This is a genomic window from Flavobacterium sp. 140616W15, from assembly GCF_003668995.1.
In the GTDB taxonomy this organism is placed as follows: Bacteria; Bacteroidota; Bacteroidia; order Flavobacteriales; family Flavobacteriaceae; genus Flavobacterium.
This window is the reverse complement of sequence record NZ_CP033068.1, coordinates 248,819-269,779: the sequence shown is the minus strand read 5'-3', so window position 1 is coordinate 269,779 and position 20,961 is coordinate 248,819. Positions and strand designations below refer to the sequence as shown.

At 33.1% G+C, this 20,961-nt stretch carries 21 protein-coding genes, 1 tRNA gene and 1 pseudogene; 9 read left to right on the top strand and 14 right to left on the bottom strand.

Going from position 1 to position 20,961, the window contains the following annotated elements; genetic code table 11:
* Window position 1: 1 nt before the first annotated feature.
* The 10 genes and pseudogenes from EAG11_RS01200 to hisS all read right to left on the bottom strand — a co-directional run bounded on the left by EAG11_RS01200 (window position 2) and on the right by hisS (window position 9,840).
* On the bottom strand, window positions 2–805 hold the full coding sequence (locus tag EAG11_RS01200; protein ID WP_129537507.1) for a Cof-type HAD-IIB family hydrolase: 804 nt from the start codon (window positions 803–805) through the stop codon (window positions 2–4).
* 80 nt (window positions 806–885) lie between these two features.
* Window positions 886–1,104, bottom strand: coding sequence for a putative signal transducing protein (locus EAG11_RS01195; RefSeq protein WP_129537506.1), 219 nt, complete (start codon window positions 1,102–1,104; stop codon window positions 886–888).
* A gap of 38 nt (window positions 1,105–1,142) precedes the next feature.
* Window positions 1,143–1,805, bottom strand: a complete 663-nt coding sequence (locus EAG11_RS01190; protein WP_129537505.1) for a DEAD/DEAH box helicase — start codon at window positions 1,803–1,805, stop codon at window positions 1,143–1,145.
* An 86-nt stretch (window positions 1,806–1,891) separates the two neighbouring features.
* Complete coding sequence (locus EAG11_RS01185; protein ID WP_129537504.1) at window positions 1,892–3,055, bottom strand: sigma-54 dependent transcriptional regulator; 1,164 nt, start codon at window positions 3,053–3,055, stop codon at window positions 1,892–1,894.
* 336 nt (window positions 3,056–3,391) lie between these two features.
* Window positions 3,392–4,708, bottom strand: a complete 1,317-nt coding sequence (locus EAG11_RS01180; RefSeq protein ID WP_129537503.1) for an ABC transporter permease — start codon at window positions 4,706–4,708, stop codon at window positions 3,392–3,394.
* 148 nt (window positions 4,709–4,856) lie between these two features.
* Window positions 4,857–5,776 (bottom strand): annotated as a pseudogene (locus tag EAG11_RS01175) (ABC transporter ATP-binding protein).
* A gap of 169 nt (window positions 5,777–5,945) precedes the next feature.
* Window positions 5,946–7,061 carry a molecular chaperone DnaJ gene (gene dnaJ, locus EAG11_RS01170; protein WP_129537502.1) on the bottom strand — a complete coding sequence of 372 codons (1,116 nt, stop codon included), beginning with the start codon at window positions 7,059–7,061 and terminating at the stop codon, window positions 5,946–5,948.
* Between the two features lie 96 nt (window positions 7,062–7,157).
* Window positions 7,158–7,736 (bottom strand): nucleotide exchange factor GrpE, encoded by a 579-nt coding sequence (locus EAG11_RS01165; RefSeq protein ID WP_129537501.1) that lies wholly within the window; start codon window positions 7,734–7,736, stop codon window positions 7,158–7,160.
* A 353-nt stretch (window positions 7,737–8,089) separates the two neighbouring features.
* A tRNA-Trp gene (locus tag EAG11_RS01160) sits at window positions 8,090–8,160 on the bottom strand.
* A 306-nt stretch (window positions 8,161–8,466) separates the two neighbouring features.
* Window positions 8,467–9,840 (bottom strand): histidine--tRNA ligase, encoded by a 1,374-nt coding sequence (gene hisS, locus EAG11_RS01155; RefSeq protein ID WP_129537500.1) that lies wholly within the window; start codon window positions 9,838–9,840, stop codon window positions 8,467–8,469.
* Between the two features lie 144 nt (window positions 9,841–9,984).
* Between hisS and EAG11_RS01150 the strand changes: the two genes are divergently transcribed.
* Window positions 9,985–11,229 carry an ABC transporter permease gene (locus tag EAG11_RS01150; protein WP_164998640.1) on the top strand — a complete coding sequence of 415 codons (1,245 nt, stop codon included), beginning with the start codon at window positions 9,985–9,987 and terminating at the stop codon, window positions 11,227–11,229.
* 92 nt (window positions 11,230–11,321) lie between these two features.
* Here the strand turns inward: EAG11_RS01150 and prmC are convergent, their stop codons facing one another.
* Genes prmC through EAG11_RS01135 form a run of 3 tightly spaced genes read right to left on the bottom strand, consistent with a single transcriptional unit; the run spans window position 11,322 to window position 13,508 of the window.
* Window positions 11,322–12,176, bottom strand: a complete 855-nt coding sequence (prmC, locus tag EAG11_RS01145) for a peptide chain release factor N(5)-glutamine methyltransferase (protein WP_129537499.1) — start codon at window positions 12,174–12,176, stop codon at window positions 11,322–11,324.
* A gap of 32 nt (window positions 12,177–12,208) precedes the next feature.
* The gene (locus tag EAG11_RS01140) at window positions 12,209–13,018 is read right to left on the bottom strand and encodes a hypothetical protein (RefSeq protein WP_129537498.1); all 810 of its coding nucleotides are present in this window, start codon (window positions 13,016–13,018) and stop codon (window positions 12,209–12,211) included.
* A 4-nt stretch (window positions 13,019–13,022) separates the two neighbouring features.
* The gene (locus EAG11_RS01135; RefSeq protein WP_129537497.1) at window positions 13,023–13,508 is read right to left on the bottom strand and encodes a GNAT family N-acetyltransferase; all 486 of its coding nucleotides are present in this window, start codon (window positions 13,506–13,508) and stop codon (window positions 13,023–13,025) included.
* A 106-nt stretch (window positions 13,509–13,614) separates the two neighbouring features.
* Between EAG11_RS01135 and ribD the strand changes: the two genes are divergently transcribed.
* The 3 genes from ribD to EAG11_RS01120 are packed head-to-tail and all read left to right on the top strand — an operon-like array spanning window position 13,615 to window position 15,907.
* Window positions 13,615–14,670 carry a bifunctional diaminohydroxyphosphoribosylaminopyrimidine deaminase/5-amino-6-(5-phosphoribosylamino)uracil reductase RibD gene (gene ribD / locus EAG11_RS01130; protein ID WP_129537496.1) on the top strand — a complete coding sequence of 352 codons (1,056 nt, stop codon included), beginning with the start codon at window positions 13,615–13,617 and terminating at the stop codon, window positions 14,668–14,670.
* Window positions 14,663–15,265, top strand: a complete 603-nt coding sequence (locus tag EAG11_RS01125) for an HAD family phosphatase (protein WP_129537495.1) — start codon at window positions 14,663–14,665, stop codon at window positions 15,263–15,265. Before ribD ends, EAG11_RS01125 begins: the two co-directional genes overlap by 8 nt.
* 9 nt (window positions 15,266–15,274) lie before the next feature.
* Complete coding sequence (locus EAG11_RS01120; RefSeq protein ID WP_129537494.1) at window positions 15,275–15,907, top strand: YigZ family protein; 633 nt, start codon at window positions 15,275–15,277, stop codon at window positions 15,905–15,907.
* 24 nt (window positions 15,908–15,931) lie between these two features.
* On the opposite strand, the gene EAG11_RS01115 is transcribed toward EAG11_RS01120, so the two are convergent.
* On the bottom strand, window positions 15,932–16,342 hold the full coding sequence (locus tag EAG11_RS01115) for a thioesterase family protein (RefSeq protein WP_129537493.1): 411 nt from the start codon (window positions 16,340–16,342) through the stop codon (window positions 15,932–15,934).
* 188 nt (window positions 16,343–16,530) lie between these two features.
* Here EAG11_RS01115 and dnaA point away from each other — a divergent pair, with 188 nt between their 5' ends.
* From dnaA to EAG11_RS01090, 5 genes are all read left to right on the top strand, one after another.
* Window positions 16,531–17,958 (top strand): chromosomal replication initiator protein DnaA, encoded by a 1,428-nt coding sequence (gene dnaA / locus EAG11_RS01110; RefSeq protein WP_039111581.1) that lies wholly within the window; start codon window positions 16,531–16,533, stop codon window positions 17,956–17,958.
* Window positions 17,959–17,965: 7 nt separating this feature from the next.
* Window positions 17,966–18,451, top strand: coding sequence for a low molecular weight protein-tyrosine-phosphatase (locus tag EAG11_RS01105; RefSeq protein WP_129537492.1), 486 nt, complete (start codon window positions 17,966–17,968; stop codon window positions 18,449–18,451).
* 18 nt (window positions 18,452–18,469) lie between these two features.
* On the top strand, window positions 18,470–19,192 hold the full coding sequence (locus EAG11_RS01100) for an SAM-dependent methyltransferase (RefSeq protein WP_129537491.1): 723 nt from the start codon (window positions 18,470–18,472) through the stop codon (window positions 19,190–19,192).
* A gap of 170 nt (window positions 19,193–19,362) precedes the next feature.
* A complete protein-coding gene (locus EAG11_RS22715; RefSeq protein ID WP_129537490.1) occupies window positions 19,363–19,656 on the top strand; it encodes an energy transducer TonB in 294 nt (97 codons plus the stop codon).
* A 100-nt stretch (window positions 19,657–19,756) separates the two neighbouring features.
* Window positions 19,757–20,884 (top strand): methionine aminotransferase, encoded by a 1,128-nt coding sequence (locus tag EAG11_RS01090; protein ID WP_129537489.1) that lies wholly within the window; start codon window positions 19,757–19,759, stop codon window positions 20,882–20,884.
* The last annotated feature ends 77 nt before the right edge of the window (window positions 20,885–20,961 follow it).

Below are 20,961 nucleotides of genomic sequence, written 5' to 3'. Positions count from 1 at the left end.
CTTAGTTTAAAATATATCGTTGCACTACTTCGGCAACACCATGATCATTATTTGAAGCAACAATAACATCGGCTCTATCTCGTAATTCGGGAGTAACGTTGTCTACCCAAACTCCTAAACCTGCATATTCTATCATCGTTAAATCATTGCCTGCGTTTCCTACAGCAATAATTTCGCTTTGATGAATGTTTAATTTATCTGCCAAAAGCTTAAGGCTTGTCGCTTTATCTATTCCGTTTTGAGCTACTTCAAGGAAAAAAGGCTTAGACATTGCAACGCTTAAATGAGGCATCCTCGCTTTTAAATCACTTTCAAGACCTTTCAAATAATTTGGCTCTTCGAGCAAAATACATTTCACAGCATTAGTAGTAACTGCCTCTTTAAAACTTGTGACTTTAGTATGCTTTAAACCAGTAATTGTCTTTTCTATTTCAATAAACTCAGAGTCTGTTTCGCTGATAATCTCGTTATTCAAATAGGTAATAATGTGTGTTTTCTTTTCCACACTATAATCATACAATTCATGTATTTGTTCTTTTGACAAAGTTTGCTCAAAAAGCACCTCATCCTCTTTTACGCTACTTATAACAGCTCCGTTAAAAGAAATCATATAGGAATTATTTAAATCTAATTCCAATTCTTTTGCAAAAGAAGTCATAGCCGAAGTTGGTCTACCAGAAGCCAAAACTACATAAACTCCCTTTTCTTGAGCCTTAAGAAGCATTTCTTTATTAATTTCCGAAATTTTATGGTCATCGGTCAACAAGGTATCATCCATGTCTAAAACCAGCATTTTATATTGCATATTCTTTTTTTAGTTACCCGTTTCAGTCACAGTAAACACTGTAAACTGCGACTGAAAACTGTAAGCTTAATTACTTGTCCTTAAAGACTCATTCTAAAGTCTTCGATAACAGGATTTGCTTTTGCAAAATCAGTCTCTTGAATAAATACTTCAACAGCTAAATCTGTATTTCCAAAACCACCTAAACGAGCCGATTGGATATTATTTTTAATTACTGTATCTACTTGCGCCTCTTCCAATTTTTGCTGTAACGCTTGTGCTAAAATTTCACTCCCCGAAAATACTTTCATTAATCCCATATCATTTCTATTTTATTTATTAATATCTTAATTAAAATCTATTCTTCAATATCCTCTTCTTCATCCTCGTTGTCTTCTTCCTCATCTATTTCGAATAAATAAGGCTCCAGTAACATTTTATCAGTCAAAATTTCGATGCTTTCTGTCAGTTGTTCTGCAAAAACAATTCGTTGCGTTTTAGCAATACTATTAGAAATACGCATGATTTTAGTTTCATGACGTAATTTTAAGATTGGATTAGCATCATCTAAAATAAACATTTTCAAACGATTTACATTGTATCCTGCAGTAGTAAACATATCGCTTAGTTTATTTGGCGTACCGATTAAAACGTCAATCCCAGTCGATATATAGTTTTTATCATAATCCATATCTCCTTTGTCATGTACTCCGTAAACCTCAAGATTATTATACTTACCGTATTTCTCAAAAAGTTCTTCCATTTCTAGCACCTTTGCTTTGTCTTCTACAATAATCAAAGCACGTGGTGATTCTTCAGTTTTACCTGCCAATTGCTGAATAACATTCAATACAATCGTTGTTGATTTCCCACTTCCTTTTGGAGCCACAACAATACAATCCACCCCACTCTTTAGTGTAGAAAAAGTTTCCTGCTGCAATGCATTAGCTTCAGTTAAACCGTTTTCAATTAATGCTTCCTGTAACTTTTCGTTTATTTTTTTAGTTTCATCTTCAAAGATTGAAAAATTTAAAAATTTAAAAATTTAAAGATTCTACGTTAGTTCAATCTTTAAATTTTTAAATCATTAAATCATTAAATTAATTTTTATTTGCTTGCGAACATTTTTACATCTGTTTCAGAAATTTCACTTCCACCTAATATGATAAGGCGTTCCACAACGTTTCTTAACTCTCTTATGTTTCCTGTCCAATCATATTCTTGCAATAATTGTATTGCTTGAGGCGAAAATAACTTAACAGCATTTCCTTGCTCTGATGCTATTTTTTCAACAAAATGAGTAATCAAAGCAGGAATATCTTCTCTTCTATCGTTCAAAGGTGGAACTTTTATCAAAATCACAGCCAAACGATGATATAAATCTTCTCGAAAACGTCCTTCTGCAATTTCGATTTTTAAATCTTTATTCGTTGCGGCAACCACACGAACATCTACTTTTATATCTTTTTCAGCTCCTACTCTTGTAATCATGCTTTCTTGTAGAGCACGCAAAACTTTGGCTTGGGCCGAAAGACTCATATCCCCAATTTCATCTAGAAAGATAGTCCCTTTGTCAGCTGCTTCAAACTTACCTGCTCTGTCTTTTACAGCCGATGTAAAAGCACCTTTTACATGTCCGAACAATTCACTTTCGATTAATTCGCTAGGAATCGCTGCACAGTTTACTTCAATTAAAGGATAATTAGAACGTCCGCTTTTTTCATGCAGTTGATGTGCAACCAATTCTTTTCCGGTTCCATTAGGCCCTGTAATTAAAACTCTTGCTTCGGTTTCGGCTACTTTATCAATCATAATTTTAATATGACTAATAGCTTCACTATCACCGATCATTTCATAATTTCTACTTACTTTTTTCTTTAAAATCTTATTTTCAACAACAAGCTTTTTTCTGTCCAAAGCATTACGAACTGTATTTAACAAACGATTTAAATCTGGCGGTTTTGAAATATAATCAAATGCTCCTAAGCGCATGGTATGAATTGCTGTTTCCATATCACCATGGCCAGAAATCATAACCATTGGAATCTCAGGTTTGATTTTCTTCACTTCTTCCAATACCTCAACACCATCCATTTTTGGCATTTTGATATCACACAAAACCAAATCGTAATCGTTATTTTTTATCTTTTCAAGTCCCGAAATACCATCTTCTGCATCCTCCACTTGATAGCTATCATTTTCTTCTGATAGTATTTTGGTAAGTACTCTACGAATAGCTGCTTCGTCTTCTATAATTAGTATTTTACTCATTTTTTTTGAGATTCTAAGTTGCAAAGGCACAAAGGTACAAAGTTTAAAATCTTTGTCACTTTATAACCCAACAGCTTTATTATTATTTTAGTATTAACCACAAGGTTAAAAAAGAACAAAGGCACAAAACCTAAAGCTTTTGTCCCTTTGTTGCTCTATATCTTTTTTTGAGGCTCAAAGTTGTAAAGGCTCAAAGGTACAAAGTTTAAAATCTTTGTATCTTTACAACCCTACAGCTTTATTATTATTTTAATATTAACCACAAAGACTAAAAAGAACAAAGGCACAAAACCTAAAACCTTTGTCCCTTTGTCGCTCAGTACCTTTGTTACTTTTTTAATATTTAAGCCATCTATATAATTCTTTCCATGTAGGTTTCTTACCATACATCAATATTCCTACGCGATAAATTTTGGCAGCAAACCAAACTACTGCAAAAAACGAAGCAAACAATAAAGTTACTGAAATAACTATTTGCCACCAAGGCACTCCAAACGGAAGTCGCATTAACATAACAATCGGTGAGGTTAACGGTATCATCGAAAACACTACAGCAATAGTCCCATGCGGGTCATTCACCACAGTAAAGAAACCAATATAAACGCTCAAAATCAAAGGCATAATAATAGGCAAAAGAAATTGCTGCGAATCGGTTTGGTTATCAACCGCTGCCCCAATAGCGGCATAAAACGAACTATATAAAAAATAACCTCCTATGAAATAAACCACGAATCCCATTAAGATACTTGCAATTGGCAAATTCCATAATTCATTGATATACATTTGTGCCGTTCCTATGAATTCCTTTTGAGCTGCATGCATTAACTCTGGCGGAATCTTGGCGGTTGGACCAACATTTACACCAAAAAATGCCGATGCAGCAAACATTAAAGCAAATCCTATTACTGCCCAAATTAAAAACTGTAATAACCCTGCTAATGAAGTTCCAATTATCTTACCCATCATTAACTGAAAAGGTTTTACTGATGAGATAATAATCTCGATAATTCTATTGGTTTTTTCTTCGATTACACTTCGCATAACCATATTACCATAAATAACAATAAACATCATTATCAAGTAGCCAAATGATCCTCCAATAGCAATTTTTATTTCATTTAATCCTTTTAAACTTTCCTCTCCAGATGCTTTTGCAAGATGAATATTTACTTTTGCCTGAGCATTTTTTATCGCTAATGTATCTAAATCTGCTTCTTGAAAATTAATTCTCGTAATCTCGTCCGCAATTGTATTTTGTGTGTTTTCTATAAAAGAAATACTTGGACTATTATTTGATATAAATTCAATCCGACCTTCTAAATCTTTTATCTTATCCGTTTTAGGAATCAAAAGCAATCCATCTAAACTTTCTTTAGCAATACTATCTTTTAGTGATTGTAATGGCACTTTTGATAAATCAAGATATCTGAACTCAATATTTTTCGCATTCTGCTTTGTAAACTGTGAAGCAAACAAACCCGTTTCGTCATGAATTGCAATACGTTTTGTTTCAGCTTTCATAGAACTTAAATATCCGATAAAAGCTGCTATCCCAACAAACAATAGCGGACTTAAAAAAGTCATTACAACAAATGACTTATTACGAACTTTAGAAATAAATTCTCTTTTTATAATTAATGATATAATACTCATTTTTTATTTTAGATTGTTAGATTTTTAGACTACTTAGACTTGCTTAGATTATTTGATTATTCATTTTTTGATTTCTCTAGACTTTCTTGGGCTTATTAGATTTTAAGATTAACCTAAGTAGTCCAAAAATCTAAGCAAGTCTAACAATCTATTTCGTTACTGTTTGAATAAAAATATCGTTTACACTTGGAATTTTCTCAACAAAATGTGTCACTTGTCCGCGTTGTGTCAATATATTCAATAATTCATTTGGAGTAGCGTTATTTATTTGAATTTCTAGTTTTAATTCATCTCCTAATGATTTAAAATTTGCAGGCAAAACAGTGAATTTTTGTGTAATATCATACATCAAACCTTCGACGTTATTTGTCAATATACCAACCTCAAAACTATTTGTCTTAAATTGTCTTTTTACATCAACCAATTTTCCTTCAATCAGTTTATTCGATTTATGAATCAAAGCAATATGATCACAAAGTTCTTCTACACTTTCCATTCGGTGTGTCGAAAAATAATTGTTGCCCCTTGTTCTTTTAATGCCAAAATTTCATCTTTTATGACATTGGCATTAACTGGATCAAAACCTGAAAATGGCTCATCAAAAATCAACAATTTTGGTTTATGCAATACACAAACTACAAATTGGATTTTCTGTGCCATTCCTTTTGACAATTCCTGAACTTTTTTGTTCCACCATCCTTGTATCTCTAATCTATCAAACCAATATTCCAATTGTTTTTTAGCTTCGGCTTTAGACAATCCTTTCATCTGAGCCAAATACAAACATTGCTCTCCTACTTTCATAGAACTATACAAACCTCTTTCTTCAGGAAGGTATCCAATATGTTGAACATGTTTTGGGTCTAATTTTTCGCCATCAAGAATCACCTGTCCACTATCTGGATAAGTAATCTGATTTATAATTCGTATAAGTGATGTTTTTCCTGCTCCATTGGGCCCTAACAGTCCGTAAATACTACCTTTAGGAACATTTAATGAAACTTCATTAAGCGCAACATAATCACCGTATTGTTTTACGACATTATGTACTTCGAGTAAGTTGCTCATGCTTTTTTTTTGGATTTACTAAATCAATATGGCCTTTTTGGCCTCGCGTGTGTAAAAGTAAATAATTAGTAGCGAATACTTCATATTGTTACAAAAAAAAACCCGTCTTAAACAAAGTTTAAGACGGGTTGTAAATTAATTATAACGTTTTACAAAAGATTAAGATTGTTTATGAAAACATATCTTTTACTTTTTCAAAAAATGATTTATCCGTTTTCTCAGGATGCGGAGTAAAATGTTCGTCATTCAAAGCATTTTCAAAGAACTGTTTTTGCTCTTTGCTTAATGTTTTTGGTGTCCAAACATTTACATGCACTAATAAATCTCCATTTCCGTATCCATTGATACTTGGAATTCCTTTTCCTTTCAATCTCAGAATTTTCCCAGATTGAATTCCTTCTTCTAATTTAATTCGTACTTTTCCGTTAATAGCTTCAATATCTTTTGAGATACCTAAAACAGCTTCTGGAAAACTTATATATAAATCGTAATGTAAATTTTCTCCTTCACGCTTCAGTAATTCGTGCTCAAGTTCTTCAATTGCAACAATTAAATCACCTGGTACGCTATTTCCTGGCGCATCGTTTCCTTTACCAGAAACTTTTAACTGCATTCCATCAACAACTCCTGCAGGAATTTTGATTGATACAGTTTCATCTTCCTGAACCATTCCTTGCGAATCTGCATTGGCAGGTTTTTTATCTAAAATCTGACCAGAACCTCCACAACTTGGACAAGTCGAAGCGGATTGCATTCTACCTAAAATAGTATTAGTCACACGCATTACCTGCCCTTGACCATTACATGTAGAACATGTTTTATAAGTAACCCCTTTGGCTTGAACCTTACGTTTTACTTTTACTTTTTTCTCAACACCATTTGCAATCTCTTCTAAAGTTAATTTAACTTTAATTCTAAGATTACTTCCTTTAGTACGACGAGGGCCTCCGCCACCGCCTCCTCCGAAACCACCAAATCCGCCTCCGAAGATGTCGCCAAACTGACTGAATATGTCATCCATATTCATGCCACCATGTCCACCACCTCCAAAACCACCTGAACCATCAAAGGCTTGGTGTCCGTATTGGTCGTATTTGGCTTTTTTATTAGGGTCGCTTAAAACTTCATATGCTTCTGCAGCCAATTTGAAGTTCTCTTCTGCCTCTTTATTATCCGGATTTTTATCCGGATGATATTTTAACGCACATTTACGGTACGCTTTTTTAATCTCAGCAGCATCCGCATTTTTTGAAATGCCTAATATTTCGTAAAAATCTTTTTTCATAATTGTTTAAATTCCAAAAAACAAAACCCAATAAATAACTCAATTCTGAAAATTCAAAACTATCTATTTGGGATTTGGGATTTATAATTTGTTATTTTAGTTTCCAACGACAACTTTAGGAAAACGAATAATTTTGTCTCCTAATTTGTATCCTTTTTCTATAACATCAACGATTTTACCCTTCAATTTATCTGAAGGTGCTGGAATTTGAGTAATAGCTTCTGCATAATCTGCATTAAATGCATCTCCTGCTCTCACTTCAATTTGCTCTAAACCTTTAGCAACTAAAGTGCTTTTTAGTTTTTCGTGAATTAGCTCAACTCCTTTAGTCAATGTTTCATCATTAGATTTGCTGATTTCAACCATTGCTCTGTCAAAATCATCTAATACAGGAAGCATTGCTAACAACACCTCTTGATTAGCGGTTTTAAACAAATCCATTCTTTCTTTTGAAGTTCTTTTTTTGTAATTTTCAAACTCAGCAAACAATCTCAAGAATTTATCTTTTTCTTTGGCTAAGTCTTGAGCTAATTGTTCTTCTACACTTAATTCCTCAATAATAATTTGTTCGCCATTGGCATTATTCTCTAACGTTACGTCATCTATTTCTTGATCGATTTCTGTATTCTCCGTAGTCATATTACTTTTATTTTTAAAAATATTCTTAAACTTCATTTTTTATTCTTTTCTATGGATTGCAAAAGTACTGCCAAATCTTATAAAATGTCAAATTGTCATCTTTTGACAAATATTCATTTTATTCAGCCACTATTTAATCCATCTAAAGCAATGATATTCTCAAAAAATTAATATAATTTTAAGAGAATTACCTTCAGGATTAAATACATTTGAGGTAATAACAAAATCGTTATTATTATCTATTAAAATTGAATCAAAGGTTAGCCTTCGGCTTTTATAATAAATTATTAATTCAACTTTACTATAATAAAAAAAGCTTCGCCTAATAGACGAAGCTTTTTTTTGCTTTTTTTACACCTTCTAACTGAAAGCCTCTGTCAAAGTAATTGCACGGGCGGAGGGATTCGAACCCCCATCAACGGTTTTGGAGACCGCTATTCTACCCTTGAACTACGCCCGTAACTAGAGCCGCAAATTAAACGCTTTTTTTTCTTTCTCACCAATTATTTCACGCAAATTTGAAAAGATTTAAGCTAATAAATCCCAACAATCCACTAACACAATCACCTCCAGAACTTTGTGGATTTTACATTCTTTAATCAAAACAAAAACTTTGTGAAATAACCGCAAAGACCATCAAGTTTTTAAAAATATAGTTTTATAAAAACACAAAGTTCACAAAGCTTTGTATTGATCTAGCTTTGCGAACTTTGTGTTTTCTATGCGTGAGTAAAATTAAATCTTAGCGCACTTTGCGGTTAAACTCTTATACCAATAATGCTTTCTTTAATCCCTCTAAATCAACCGAAACTTGTTCGCCTGTTAGCAAATTTTTAAGCGAATACAAATTTGATTCCATTTCTACATCACCAACAATAACCGCAAAAGGAATTGCACGTTTATCCGCATGCTGAAACTGTTTTCCTACCTTTACATTCTCAGGATATAATTCAACTTTAATATCTTCTTTTCTTAATTCCTGAATGGCTTTTAGCGCATAAAATGCTTCTTTATCACCATAGTTTATAAACAAAGCTTTTGAAGTTGCTGTAACAGTTTCAGGAAACAATTGCAACTCCTCTAACACTAAATAAATACGATCTAATCCAAAAGATATTCCAACACCACTCATATTTTTCAATCCAAAAATACCAGTTAAATCATCGTATCTTCCGCCACCGCCAATAGATCCCATTGCAACCGTTTTTGGCGCACCAACTTCAAAAATTGCTCCTGTGTAATAGTTGAGGCCACGAGCAAGAGTAACATCCAAATCTAAGATTGCAGTAGACAACCCTAAACTAGAAACATTGTCACATATAAATCGCAATTCCTCTACTCCTTTCATCCCTTCTTCTGAAGAAGCTAATAAATCAGAAAGCTGATTAATTTTATCTGAAATAGTTCCTGTAAAACTAAATAATGGTTGCACTTTTACAAGGGCTTCTTCCGAAATTCCTTTCTCCATCATTTCTTTTTTCACACCATCTTCACCTATTTTATCAAGCTTATCTAATGCAACTGTGAAATCAATTAATTTATCCGAAGCTCCAATAACTTCTGCAATTCCAGATAATATTTTTCGGTTGTTAATTTTTATTGTTACACCGCTTAACCCCAAAGAAGTAAAAACAGTATCATATAATTGTACCAACTCTACTTCCTGCCACAATGATTTTGAACCAACAACATCGGCATCACACTGGAAAAATTCTCTAAAACGTCCTTTCTGCGGACGATCTGCACGCCAAACTGGCTGAATCTGATACCTTTTAAAAGGAAATTCAATTTCGTTTTGGTGCTGTACCACATATCTTGCAAAAGGAACAGTTAAATCATAACGTAAGGCTTTTTCAGAAATACTAGAAGTTAATTTCGTACTGTCTTTTGCTTCTAAATGCGCTTCGTTTGCTTTAGACAAATAGTCACCTGAATTCAATATTTTAAAAATCAAGCGATCACCTTCTTCGCCATATTTACCCATTAAGGTTTCCGAATTTTCAAATGAAGGCGTTTCTATTGGTTGAAAACCAAATTTCTCGAAATTACTTCTTATAATTTGAATAATATATTGACGCTTTGCCACCTCGGTTGGTGAAAAATCTCTGGTTCCTTTAGGAATACTAGGTTTTGATGCCATTTAATTTGGTATTTTAAATTTTAGACTTATAGTTTCAGATTTCTCAGAATTGTAAATCGAATGCAAATATCTCAATTTTAAAATAAATAATGACTCTTCTAAAACAAACTTGTAACAAAAATTGTATTTTCGTGACAAACTAGTATGATGCTAAAATTATTCAAAGAAAATATCCGAATTGCATTTGGTTCGATCCGAACTCAATTATTACGAACGATTCTTACCGTTTTAATTATTGCAATCGGCATCACTGCTTTAGTTGGAATTCTAACCGTAGTTTCGGCTTTAGAAAATACCATTTCTACCGATTTTGCTTCTATGGGAGCAAATACCTTCAATATTAATCAATACGAAAACGAAGTTAGAAATCGTGGTGGAAACGAAAGAGAAATTATAAACCCTATCATTTCGTATCCCGAAGCTGTCGCTTTCAAAAACAAATTCAAATACCCATTTACCGAAACATCGCTTTCATTTACAGCAACTTCTACCGCCGAAGTAAAATACCTATCCACTAAAACCGATCCCGAAATTAAAGTTCTAGGTGTCGACGAGCACTTTATTGGTAACTCAGGCTTAGAAACTAGCATAGGTAGAACCTTCAATCAGTTTGATATCGAGAACAATACTTACGTATGTATATTAGGCTCTGATTTCATGAAAGGATTATTAAAAGACGTAAATCCAATTGATAAAATTATTTCTATTCGTGGCGCACGATTTAAAGTTATTGGCGTATTAAAAGAAAAAGGATCCACATTTGGAAACAGTCAGGATTTACGCGTACTAATTCCGATACAAGTAGCCCGTTCTTTATTTACAGCACCAAACATAAATTATACGATAAGCGTAATGGTTTCTAAAAAAGAATTACTAGATCAAGCTATCGATAATGCAACAAGTACCATGCGTCGCGTTCGAAAATTAAGCCCCATACGCGATAATAATTTTGGCGTAGTACGAAGCGATGATCTTATCAATCGCATCCTCAGTATCACACAATACCTTGGCTTAGCAGCATGGGCTATTAGTATCATTACTATTTTAGGTTCATCGATTGCTTTAATGAATATCATGATCGTATCGGTAACAGAGCGTACCCGCGAAATCGGTGTTCGTAAAGCTTTGGGAGCTAAAAAGTCGACGGTTGCCGTACAATTCTTTATCGAAACCTTACTCATAGGACAATTAGGTGGTTTAATCGGAATTATTCTAGGAATCCTGGTTGGTTTTGCATTTGCATCTGCAATGAAATTTGTATTCGTAATTCCTTGGATGGCAATTTTCGCTGCTTTCAGCACCAGTTTTGTAGTTACCATTGTGTCAGGATTATATCCAGCAATAAAAGCATCCAAACTTGACCCTATCGAAGCTTTACGCTACGAATAATTCAGTTTACAGTCGTAGTATTTCTTCCAAGGTTACAGAAAACCTTGGAGGAAACTCTCATTTTACTTTTCACTTTTCACAAAACAAAAAATTTATTTCACACAAAAAATCATCCTATCATTATCATAAATATCCTTGCGCAATTCGATGTTTTTAAAGCCTAAATTCTCGAGCAACTCAGCTGTTTCTTTGCCTAAATATTGATTGATTTCAAAATAAAGGCTTCCATTTTTTACTAAATTTTTCTGTGCCAATTCTGCTATTTTTCTGTAAAAAATCAATGCATTATTATCGGCTACAAAAAGCGCCAAATGAGGCTCATTATCTAAAACATTCTTCTTAATTTCCTCTTTTTCTAAATTTCGAACATAAGGCGGATTCGATACAATAACATCAAATTCCTGCATTAAATCATCAGTTTCCAGAATATTTCGATGCAAAAAAGTAACCGAAACGTCATTAGAAATAGCATTCCTTTTGGCTGTAGCCAAAGCTCCTTCTGAAACATCAATCGCAAAAACCTGAGCCTCAGAAAGATTCTTAGCCAACGAAATTGCAATACAACCACTTCCTGTACCTATATCTAAAATTTTTAAACTTTTGTTTTTTTGAGTTGCAAGATGATTAGATATGATCCACTCCACCAACTCTTCTGTCTCTGGTCGCGGAATCAAAACATTGGGATTTACCTCAAAATCCAATCCGTAGAAATTAGTCTTCCCTAACAAATATTGAATTGGGATTTCCTTTTTTAATTCAGTAACGAGAATATTCCAATCCTTAATCTCTTCGTCTGAAAAAGACAAATCTGGATTTAAAGCCAAATCTATTTGCTTAAGATTTCGTTTCTCTTCTAAAATTAAATAGAAAAAACTCTCCACTTCCAGAACATCGTAAATCCCTGAAAGCTCTTGAATAAATTGCGTTCTGTATTGTTTTATTTTCATTTTTATATTTGTTATTAAAAAGCAGCCCTTAATTAGCAATCAAATTGCACTGCAACTTCAGAAACTCTTTTCATCGCTTCTCCACTTTTTGCTTTTGATGAAAGAAACAAAATTACTCGTTCCTCTTCATAATCCCTATTTGCACTAAAAACAAAGTCTAATTTTCCATCACCATCAATATCTCCAACAAAAAGCAACACTACAAATGTATCGTTAAATGACTGCTCTGTTAAAAGTAATTTTTCCGAAGTATTCCCCGCAGTTAGATAAAGCTTATAGTTTTCGACCTTCTTAAAAACCTCTTCTTTGTTATCATCTGTAGAAACTATTTCAGAAGAAAGCACTTTGCCTTCGGCACGCAAAGTATAATTGATATTATTAAATATATAAGTTACTTTTTCGGTTGGCCATATTTTGTCTTTATTAATTTTTAAAGACTGTATTTTCCCTAATTTCAAACTAGGATAATCCATAAAAATAATTGATTTGTTTTTAGGAATAATTGATATTAAAGAATCTCCAGAACATTCATCGAATCCTTTTTCTGTTTTATAATCTGCCTTCCCTAAATAATACTCCCCATTCTGTTCATATAAATCAATCCATGCTTTAGTTAAAGAAGCAGCAGGATTTTCACCTTCATAACTTCTATAACTTCTAGGTAACAAAATATCAAAGTCATTTTTTAAATCTCCATCCGAAACTTCTTCTTCTTTTTGAACAGAATCTTTTACAATTGGTTTTTCACTAACTCCAACAGTTTTTTCTATTTTTACTTCTTTAGAATCTTTACACGACAATAGGATTGAAATTAAAACAATTCCAACAACTAATTTTTTCATACGCTTATAGTTTTTTCAACATCCATACTGGGCATGAAGTATGACCCGTGCTCCCCATTGGAGCATCAAGATATTCAAAACCTGATTTTTTATATAATTTTTGGGCCGCATGCATAAAAGGCATTGTTTCGATATAACAATTTTCAAAACCAAATTTTTTAGCACTCTCCAAACATTTGTCCATCATTTTACTTCCTATTCCTAAGCCACGAGTTTCAGGCAAGAAATACATCTTTTGCAACTCACAAATTACTGGTACTTCATTCGCTAAAGGAGCAATTCCTGCACATCCTACGATTTTACCATTGTTTTCAACCACATAATAAACTGATTTGGGCTTATTATATTCTTCAAACATAAAGTCTAAATACGGATCTTCATATGCCGTTCCTACTTTCGGGATATTCAACTCATCAAAAACTGCTCTTATTAATTGTGCCACAGCCTGATTGTCTTCTTTTATTATTTTTCTGATAATCAAATTTTCCATTTCTTCGTATTCTGCCTTATTTAAACACAAAAGTAAATATACTTTATTGTTATTTTAGATAGTTTCAAAACTAAATCATAAACTCAAAAATAACTACTTTTGCATTGTGAATATACATGAAAAATACATAAAACGCTGCATTCAGCTTGCCAAAAATGGCTTAGGAACTACATACCCAAACCCCATGGTTGGTAGTGTAATTGTTTATAATGATACGATTATAGGAGAAGGCTGGCATAAAAAAGCCGGCGAGCCTCATGCCGAAGTAAACGCTATAAACTCCGTAAAAGATAAATCGTTACTAAAAAAAGCAACTATTTACGTAAGCTTGGAACCCTGCAGCCATTTTGGAAAAACACCTCCTTGCTGCGATTTAATTATCACACATGAGATTCCAAATGTAGTAGTTGGAACAGTTGATCCAAACGAAAAAGTTGCAGGTAAAGGAATTAAAAAACTCCTTGAAGCTGGAAAAAAAGTTGTTATTGGAGTCTTAGAGGACGAATGTAACGAACTAAACAAGCGTTTCTTTACATTTCACCAACAAAAAAGACCGTATATAATCTTAAAATGGGCAGTATCCAAAGATGGATTTTTAGCTCCAGAAAAAGACAACAATACAATCGCAAAAAGAGAACCCATCTGGATTACAAACACATACTCCAGACAGCTAGTACACAAATGGCGAAGTGAGGAACAAGCCATTTTAGTAGGAACACAAACCGTAATCGATGACAACCCAAAATTAAACACTCGTGATTGGGCAGGAAACAACCCTGTTCGGATAATTTTAGACCAGAACAATCGCATTCCACAAGACAGTCATATTTTTAGCAACGATGTTAAAACTATCGTATTTACAAAAATCAAAATTGCCATTGAAAAAGAAAACCTTATCTTTGAAGTAATTGATTTTAAAGAAAATATAATCCCGCAAATACTTGCAGTTTTGTACCAACACCAAATTCAATCGATTATTATTGAAGGCGGACTGCAAACTTTACAAACCTTTATTGACACTAATCTTTGGGATGAAGGGCGTTTTTTTGTTGGAAATACTTACTTTACAAAAGGCACTAAAGCTCCTAAAGTTGCTAGTAAAAAATCAGAAACAACACACATTGGCAAAGACGAATTAATACAAGTTAGAAACCATGATTGACACTATCATTTTTGATTTTGGGGATATTTTTATCAACCTAGACAAACAAGCCACAATTGATGGGTTAAAAAAACTTGGCCTATCTGAATGGAATAAAAATTTAGATCAATTGAATATTAAATTCGAAACAGGCAATATCACACCAGAAGAATTTATAGCCGGATTTCAAAAAGAAATCCCAAATGCTTCAACAAAAGATATTCTCAATGCCTGGAATGCAATCTTACTTGATTTCCCTTTATACCGATTAGAATTCCTTCAAATGCTTTCTGAAAAATACAGGCTGTTCTTATTAAGCAACACCGATTCAATTCATATTAAAACATTCGAACACAGAACTGGAGTTTCCTTTTACAGTGATTTCTACCAATGTTTTGAAAAAGTGTATTTTTCGTTCGAAATTGGAATGAGAAAACCAAATCACGAAGCCTACAACTACATTATAAACAAACACGAGCTATCCCCAAAACGAACGTTGTTTGTTGACGACAAAATCGAAAACACCAATGCCGCAGCCGAATTAGGCCTTCAGGTCTGGAACCTACAAGTAGGAAAAGAAGATGTCGTAGATTTATTTGACAAAAAAATAATTTAAAAAACAATCTTGGAAATCAAAGATACTTACCAAACAATAGCTTACCCTTCGGAAGAAGTCTTGTACAAAGAAAAAAGCAGCAAGTTCTTTGGCTATGCTTACCCAATAACATCCGAAGAAGAAGTTAAACCCATTATCGAAACTTTAAAAAAACAACATCCAAGTGCTGTACATTATTGCTATGCCTATCAATTAGGAATTGAACCTACTATAAGCTACAGAGCCAATGACGATGGAGAACCGAGCAATACTGCAGGAATGCCTATTTATGGACAAATACAATCTTTTGGCGTCACAAACGTTATTATTGTTATTGTACGTATATATGGAGGAATCAAATTAGGTGTTGGAGGTTTAATTGCAGCGTACCGAACAACAGCACAAATGACATTAGAAGTTTGTGAAATTGTCGAAAAAACGATTGATGTTCAGTTTTTAATATCGTTTGATTACAAAAACATGAACAAAGTAATGCGCGTAATTAAAGAAAAAAAATTAGAAATTATATCCCAAGAAATGGAAATAAACGAGGTTTCAGGCCTGCCAATTGGTAAGATAACGGTTCAAATACGCAAAAAAAATGCCGAAATGGTATTCGACATTTTTGATTCAATGTTTGAAATAGATATAAAACCTTGCTGAAACCGCCCTCATTTAAGCCAAATATTAGCAATTATCAATGTTTTTAAGAAGCTCCAAAATGTAGCTCGGAGGAGCCATTGGACGACCTGTTTTTAGAGATACAAATACCAAAATAAACACAGCAGTTGTTAATAACTCATTTGATTCATTATAGATTGCGCAATCAAATTCTATCTTAACAGAAGTCTGACTTTTAAATGTTGTATGCACTGTTAATAATTCATCATATCGTGCGGATTTTTTATAATTAATATTCATAGAAACGATCGGCAAAGCAATACCGCTTTCTTCCATGCTTTTATACGAAACCCCTTTATTTCTAAGCCATTCCACTCGACCTATTTCAAAATAGGGAATATAATTCCCGTGATAAACGACTCCCATTTGATCCGTTTCTGAGTAACGAACACGCACTTGAGTTTGATGATTTTTCATTATATATTTATTAAAAAAAATTTTACATTTTACAGCATGCCTTACAATAATATTTTATAAAATTACCATCCAAAATATTTTTTTTTAACGAAATTTGTTCACATATTTGTTATCTTAAAAAATGACAAATATCCAACCTCGTTTTTATAAGACTAATATTATCAATACACATAAATTTAATTGAATCTATGACTAAAACTGCACAATCGGTATGGGAAAACTGTTTGTCTTTCATAAAAGACAACATTCAAGATCAGGCGTACAAAACTTGGTTTGAGCCAATCAAATCAGTTGAGCTAACCGACAACGCATTATATATTCAAGTCCCAAGTAAATTTTTCTACGAATGGTTGGAAGAGCACTATGTAAAATTACTTAAAGTTGCCCTTACCAAAGAACTGGGGAAAAATGCAAAGTTACTCTATAAAATTAAAATGGAAAACACTTATGGTAACAAACAACCGTTTACGGAACAGTTACCAAGTGCTAATAGAGGTCCAATGAAACCTCAAGACGTTGATGCTCCGTTTAAAAACTTAAATCCTGAATTAAAAAATCCTTTTGTAATTCCTGGAATACGTAATTTAAAAATTGAGTCTCAATTAAACCCAAATTATAGCTTTGACAATTTCCTTGAAGGAGATTCTAACCGATTAGCTCGTTCTGCAGGTATGGCTGTTGCCAACAAACCTGGAGGAACATCATTTAATCCTTTATTGATTTTTGGTGGCGTAGGTTTAGGTAAAACACACTTAGCTCACGCAATTGGCGTTGAAGTAAAAGACAAATATCCAGAAAAAACGGTTTTATATATTTCTGCCGAAATTTTCACACAACAATATATTGACTCGGTAAAGAAGAACAATCGTAATGATTTCATTCACTTTTATCAGTTAATCGATGTTTTAATTATTGACGACGTTCAGTTCTTATCTGGAAAATCAGGTACTCAAGACGTTTTCTTTCATATTTTTAATTACTTACATCAAAACGGAAAACAGGTAATTTTGACTTCTGACAAAGCTCCTGTAGACATGCAAGACATTGAACAACGTTTATTATCACGTTTTAAATGGGGATTATCTGCTGAATTACATCAACCAGATTACGAAACAAGAATTTCTATCTTGAAAAACATTTTGTATCGTGATGGAGTTGAAATTCCAGAAGATATTATCGAATATGTAGCACGCAACATTAAATCTAATGTACGTGAACTAGAAGGAGCAATTATTTCATTAATTGCGCAATCTTCTTTCAACAAAAAAGAAGTAACAATTGAACTGGCTAAAAGTGTAGTCGAAAAATTCGTTAAAAATGTAAAAAGAGAAATTTCTATTGATTACATTCAAAAAATTGTATCTGATTATTTCCAGCTAGACATCGAAACACTTCAATCTAAAACTAGAAAGAGGCACGTTGTTCAAGCAAGACAATTAGCTATGTTTTTTGCAAAGAAATTCACCAAAGCATCTTTAGCAAATATTGGCTCACAAATTGGTGATCGTGATCACGCAACTGTATTACATGCTTGTAAAACTGTTGACAACTTAGTCTCTACAGACAAACAATTCAAAAAATTTGTCGAAGATATCAATAAAAAACTAACGCTATAAACGCAACATGCCCATAAAAATCTTAATGGTCTGCTTGGGTAATATTTGCAGATCACCATTAGCCGAAGGCATATTAGCCTCAAAATTACCTAAAGATGATTTTTTAGTTGATTCGGCGGGTACAGGTTCTTGGTATGTTGGTAGCGCTCCCGACGAACGCTCTATTGCCATAGCAAAAAAAAATGGATTAAATATTTCCAACCAAAAAGGAAGACAATTCAAAACTTCTGATTTTGATATTTTCGATTACATCTACGTCATGGATAATTCTAATTATGATGACGTGGTTACATTGACAAAAAACCAAGAACAAAAAGACAAAGTTCAACTTATTCTAAACGAATTATTCCCTTCCGAAAATGTTGATGTTCCAGACCCTTATTATGGAAAACCAAACGGATTTGACTCAGTTTACGAAATGCTAGACCAAGTTTCTGAAGTGATTGCAAAAAAACTAATAGCCAAACATCAAAATCCAAATTCGGCTGTATAAAACAAAAAAATAAAACACATGAAACCCACTTCTTTATTAGGTAAACTTTATTTGATTCCGACAACCTTAGGCGAAAGCGATCCTATGGATGTCTTACCACAAACAATAAAGAGAAGCATTGATTTCATTGATCATTATATTGTTGAAAACGAAAAAACTGCACGAAAGTCAATAAAAGCAGTTTCTCCCGAAAAAAAACAATCCGAACTAATACTTTTTGCGCTAAATAAACGCACAGAACCAAGCGAACATTTAGACTTCATAAAACCTCTATTAGAAGGTAAAAACGTTGGGCTAATGAGCGAAGCTGGTTGCCCTGGCGTTGCCGATCCAGGTGCTGTAATTGTAAAGCTAGCACATGAAAAAGGAATTCAGGTGGTGCCGCTAGTGGGCCCTTCTTCAATTTTACTAGCCATGATGGCTTCTGGAATGAACGGACAAAGCTTTACTTTCAATGGCTACTTACCTATTGATAAAGACGAAAAAAAATCAGCATTAAAGTATTTTGAAAAGTTATCCCAGGATAAAAATCAATCACAGCTTTTTATTGAAACTCCATACAGAAACAATAAATTAGTCGAAGATATTTTACAAATATTAAATCCCGCAACGCATCTTTGTATTGCTACAGATATTACTCTACCAACCGAGTTTATCAAAACGATGCGTGTTTCTGATTGGAAAAAAATAAAAGTAGATTTACACAATCGCCCAACGATTTTCATTATCCACAAAATGTAATCAAATCGCATAACCATATCATCTATGAAGATTTTTTTAATCCTCATTTTGATTTGCTTTATACAAAATATATTTTCTCAAGCTACTAAAGAAGACGACCTTCTTGTTCTTACAGTAGGTCTAGTTGATAAAACTATCCCGAAACAAACTGTATATTATAGTAAAATCACATCTATTACAATGAACGTGCTGACATAAAATCAGAATTCCCAGGAGGCGCGGAAGCACTTGAACGTTTTATAAAAGAGAACTATAAAAATCCAAAAACAGAAATAACAGGAAGAATACATATAGGCTTTGTAATAGAAAAAGATAGAACATTAAGCGATATTAAAGTTTTAGGAGACATGGACCATAGAGCTGAAGCTATACAGGTTTTAAAAATATCTCCAAAATGGACACCCGCAAAAATAAAAAACAACCCCGTAAGAGTAGTTTATACTTTGCCAATTGCTATAAACTAACAAATCACAAATTCTCTTTTTAGAAAAAAATATTGATTTCATAAAAGAAATTCAAATTATCATAAAAAAGCTATCTTTATGAAAGCAATTATAGATTTTTATGAGCAAACTTCCACAGATTAGCACAAGTATTTTTACCGTTATGTCTAAAATGGCAAACGAACACAATGCAATTAATCTATCGCAAGGATTTCCAAATTTTCCAGTTGACGAACGACTAACTAGTATTGTAAAACGTCTCGCAACCGAGAATGTTCACCAATATACACCCATGTCAGGTTACCCACCGCTATTAACCAAAATAGCCAAACTTGTTCTAGATTCATACAAACGGGTAGTTCAACCAGAAACCGAAATCTTAGTAACTGCTGGGGCTACACAAGGTATTTTCACCACCATATTAGCATTAATTAAAGCAAACGATGAAGTAATAATTCTCGATCCGAGTTATGACTGCTATGAAGCTCCTGTATTATTGTGCAATGCACATTCTGTACGAGTTCCCTTAAACGATGATTATACACCAAATTGGGAAATTATAGAAAAGGCTTGCTCGGCAAAAACCCGAATGATAATTATCAATAATCCGCATAACCCGACAGGGAAAATTTTAGCAGAAGCGGACTTTATAAGATTAGAAAAAATCCTCGAAAAATACCCCGATCTATTAGTCTTATCTGATGAAGTATATGAATACATCACTTTTGAAGAAAAACACATCTCAGCACATACCCGCCAAGAACTCCTTAATCGTTGTATCATGATTTCTTCTTTTGGAAAATCATTTCATATTACAGGATGGAAGATTGGATATGTAGTAGCACCAGAACACTTAATGATAGAGATTAAAAAAGTACATCAATTTTTAGTTTTTAGCGTAAACAGCATTTCTCAAGTAGCCATAAGCGAATATCTAGATATTGTTGATGTAACCAAACTTGGCGAATTCTATCAAGAGAAAAGAGATTACTTAAAAAAACTACTAGAAAAAAGCCGATTCGAATTAAAAGCTTGCGAAGGAACTTATTTTCAGGTCGCATCATATAAGTCAATTTCCGATGAAGATGATGTTACTTTTTGCAAAAAATTAATTACAGAATACGGAGTAGCCGCAATACCTATTTCAACTTTCTATGCTAATGGAAAAGATTTAAAATTAATCCGTTTTTGTTTCGCCAAAGACAATACTACACTAGAAGCAGCTGCCAAACGATTATGTAGCATTTAGCACAAACTAAAATTAACATATATATTATGCATGCATACTATTAAATTCATATATTTACCTTTTAAACTTAAAAAAAC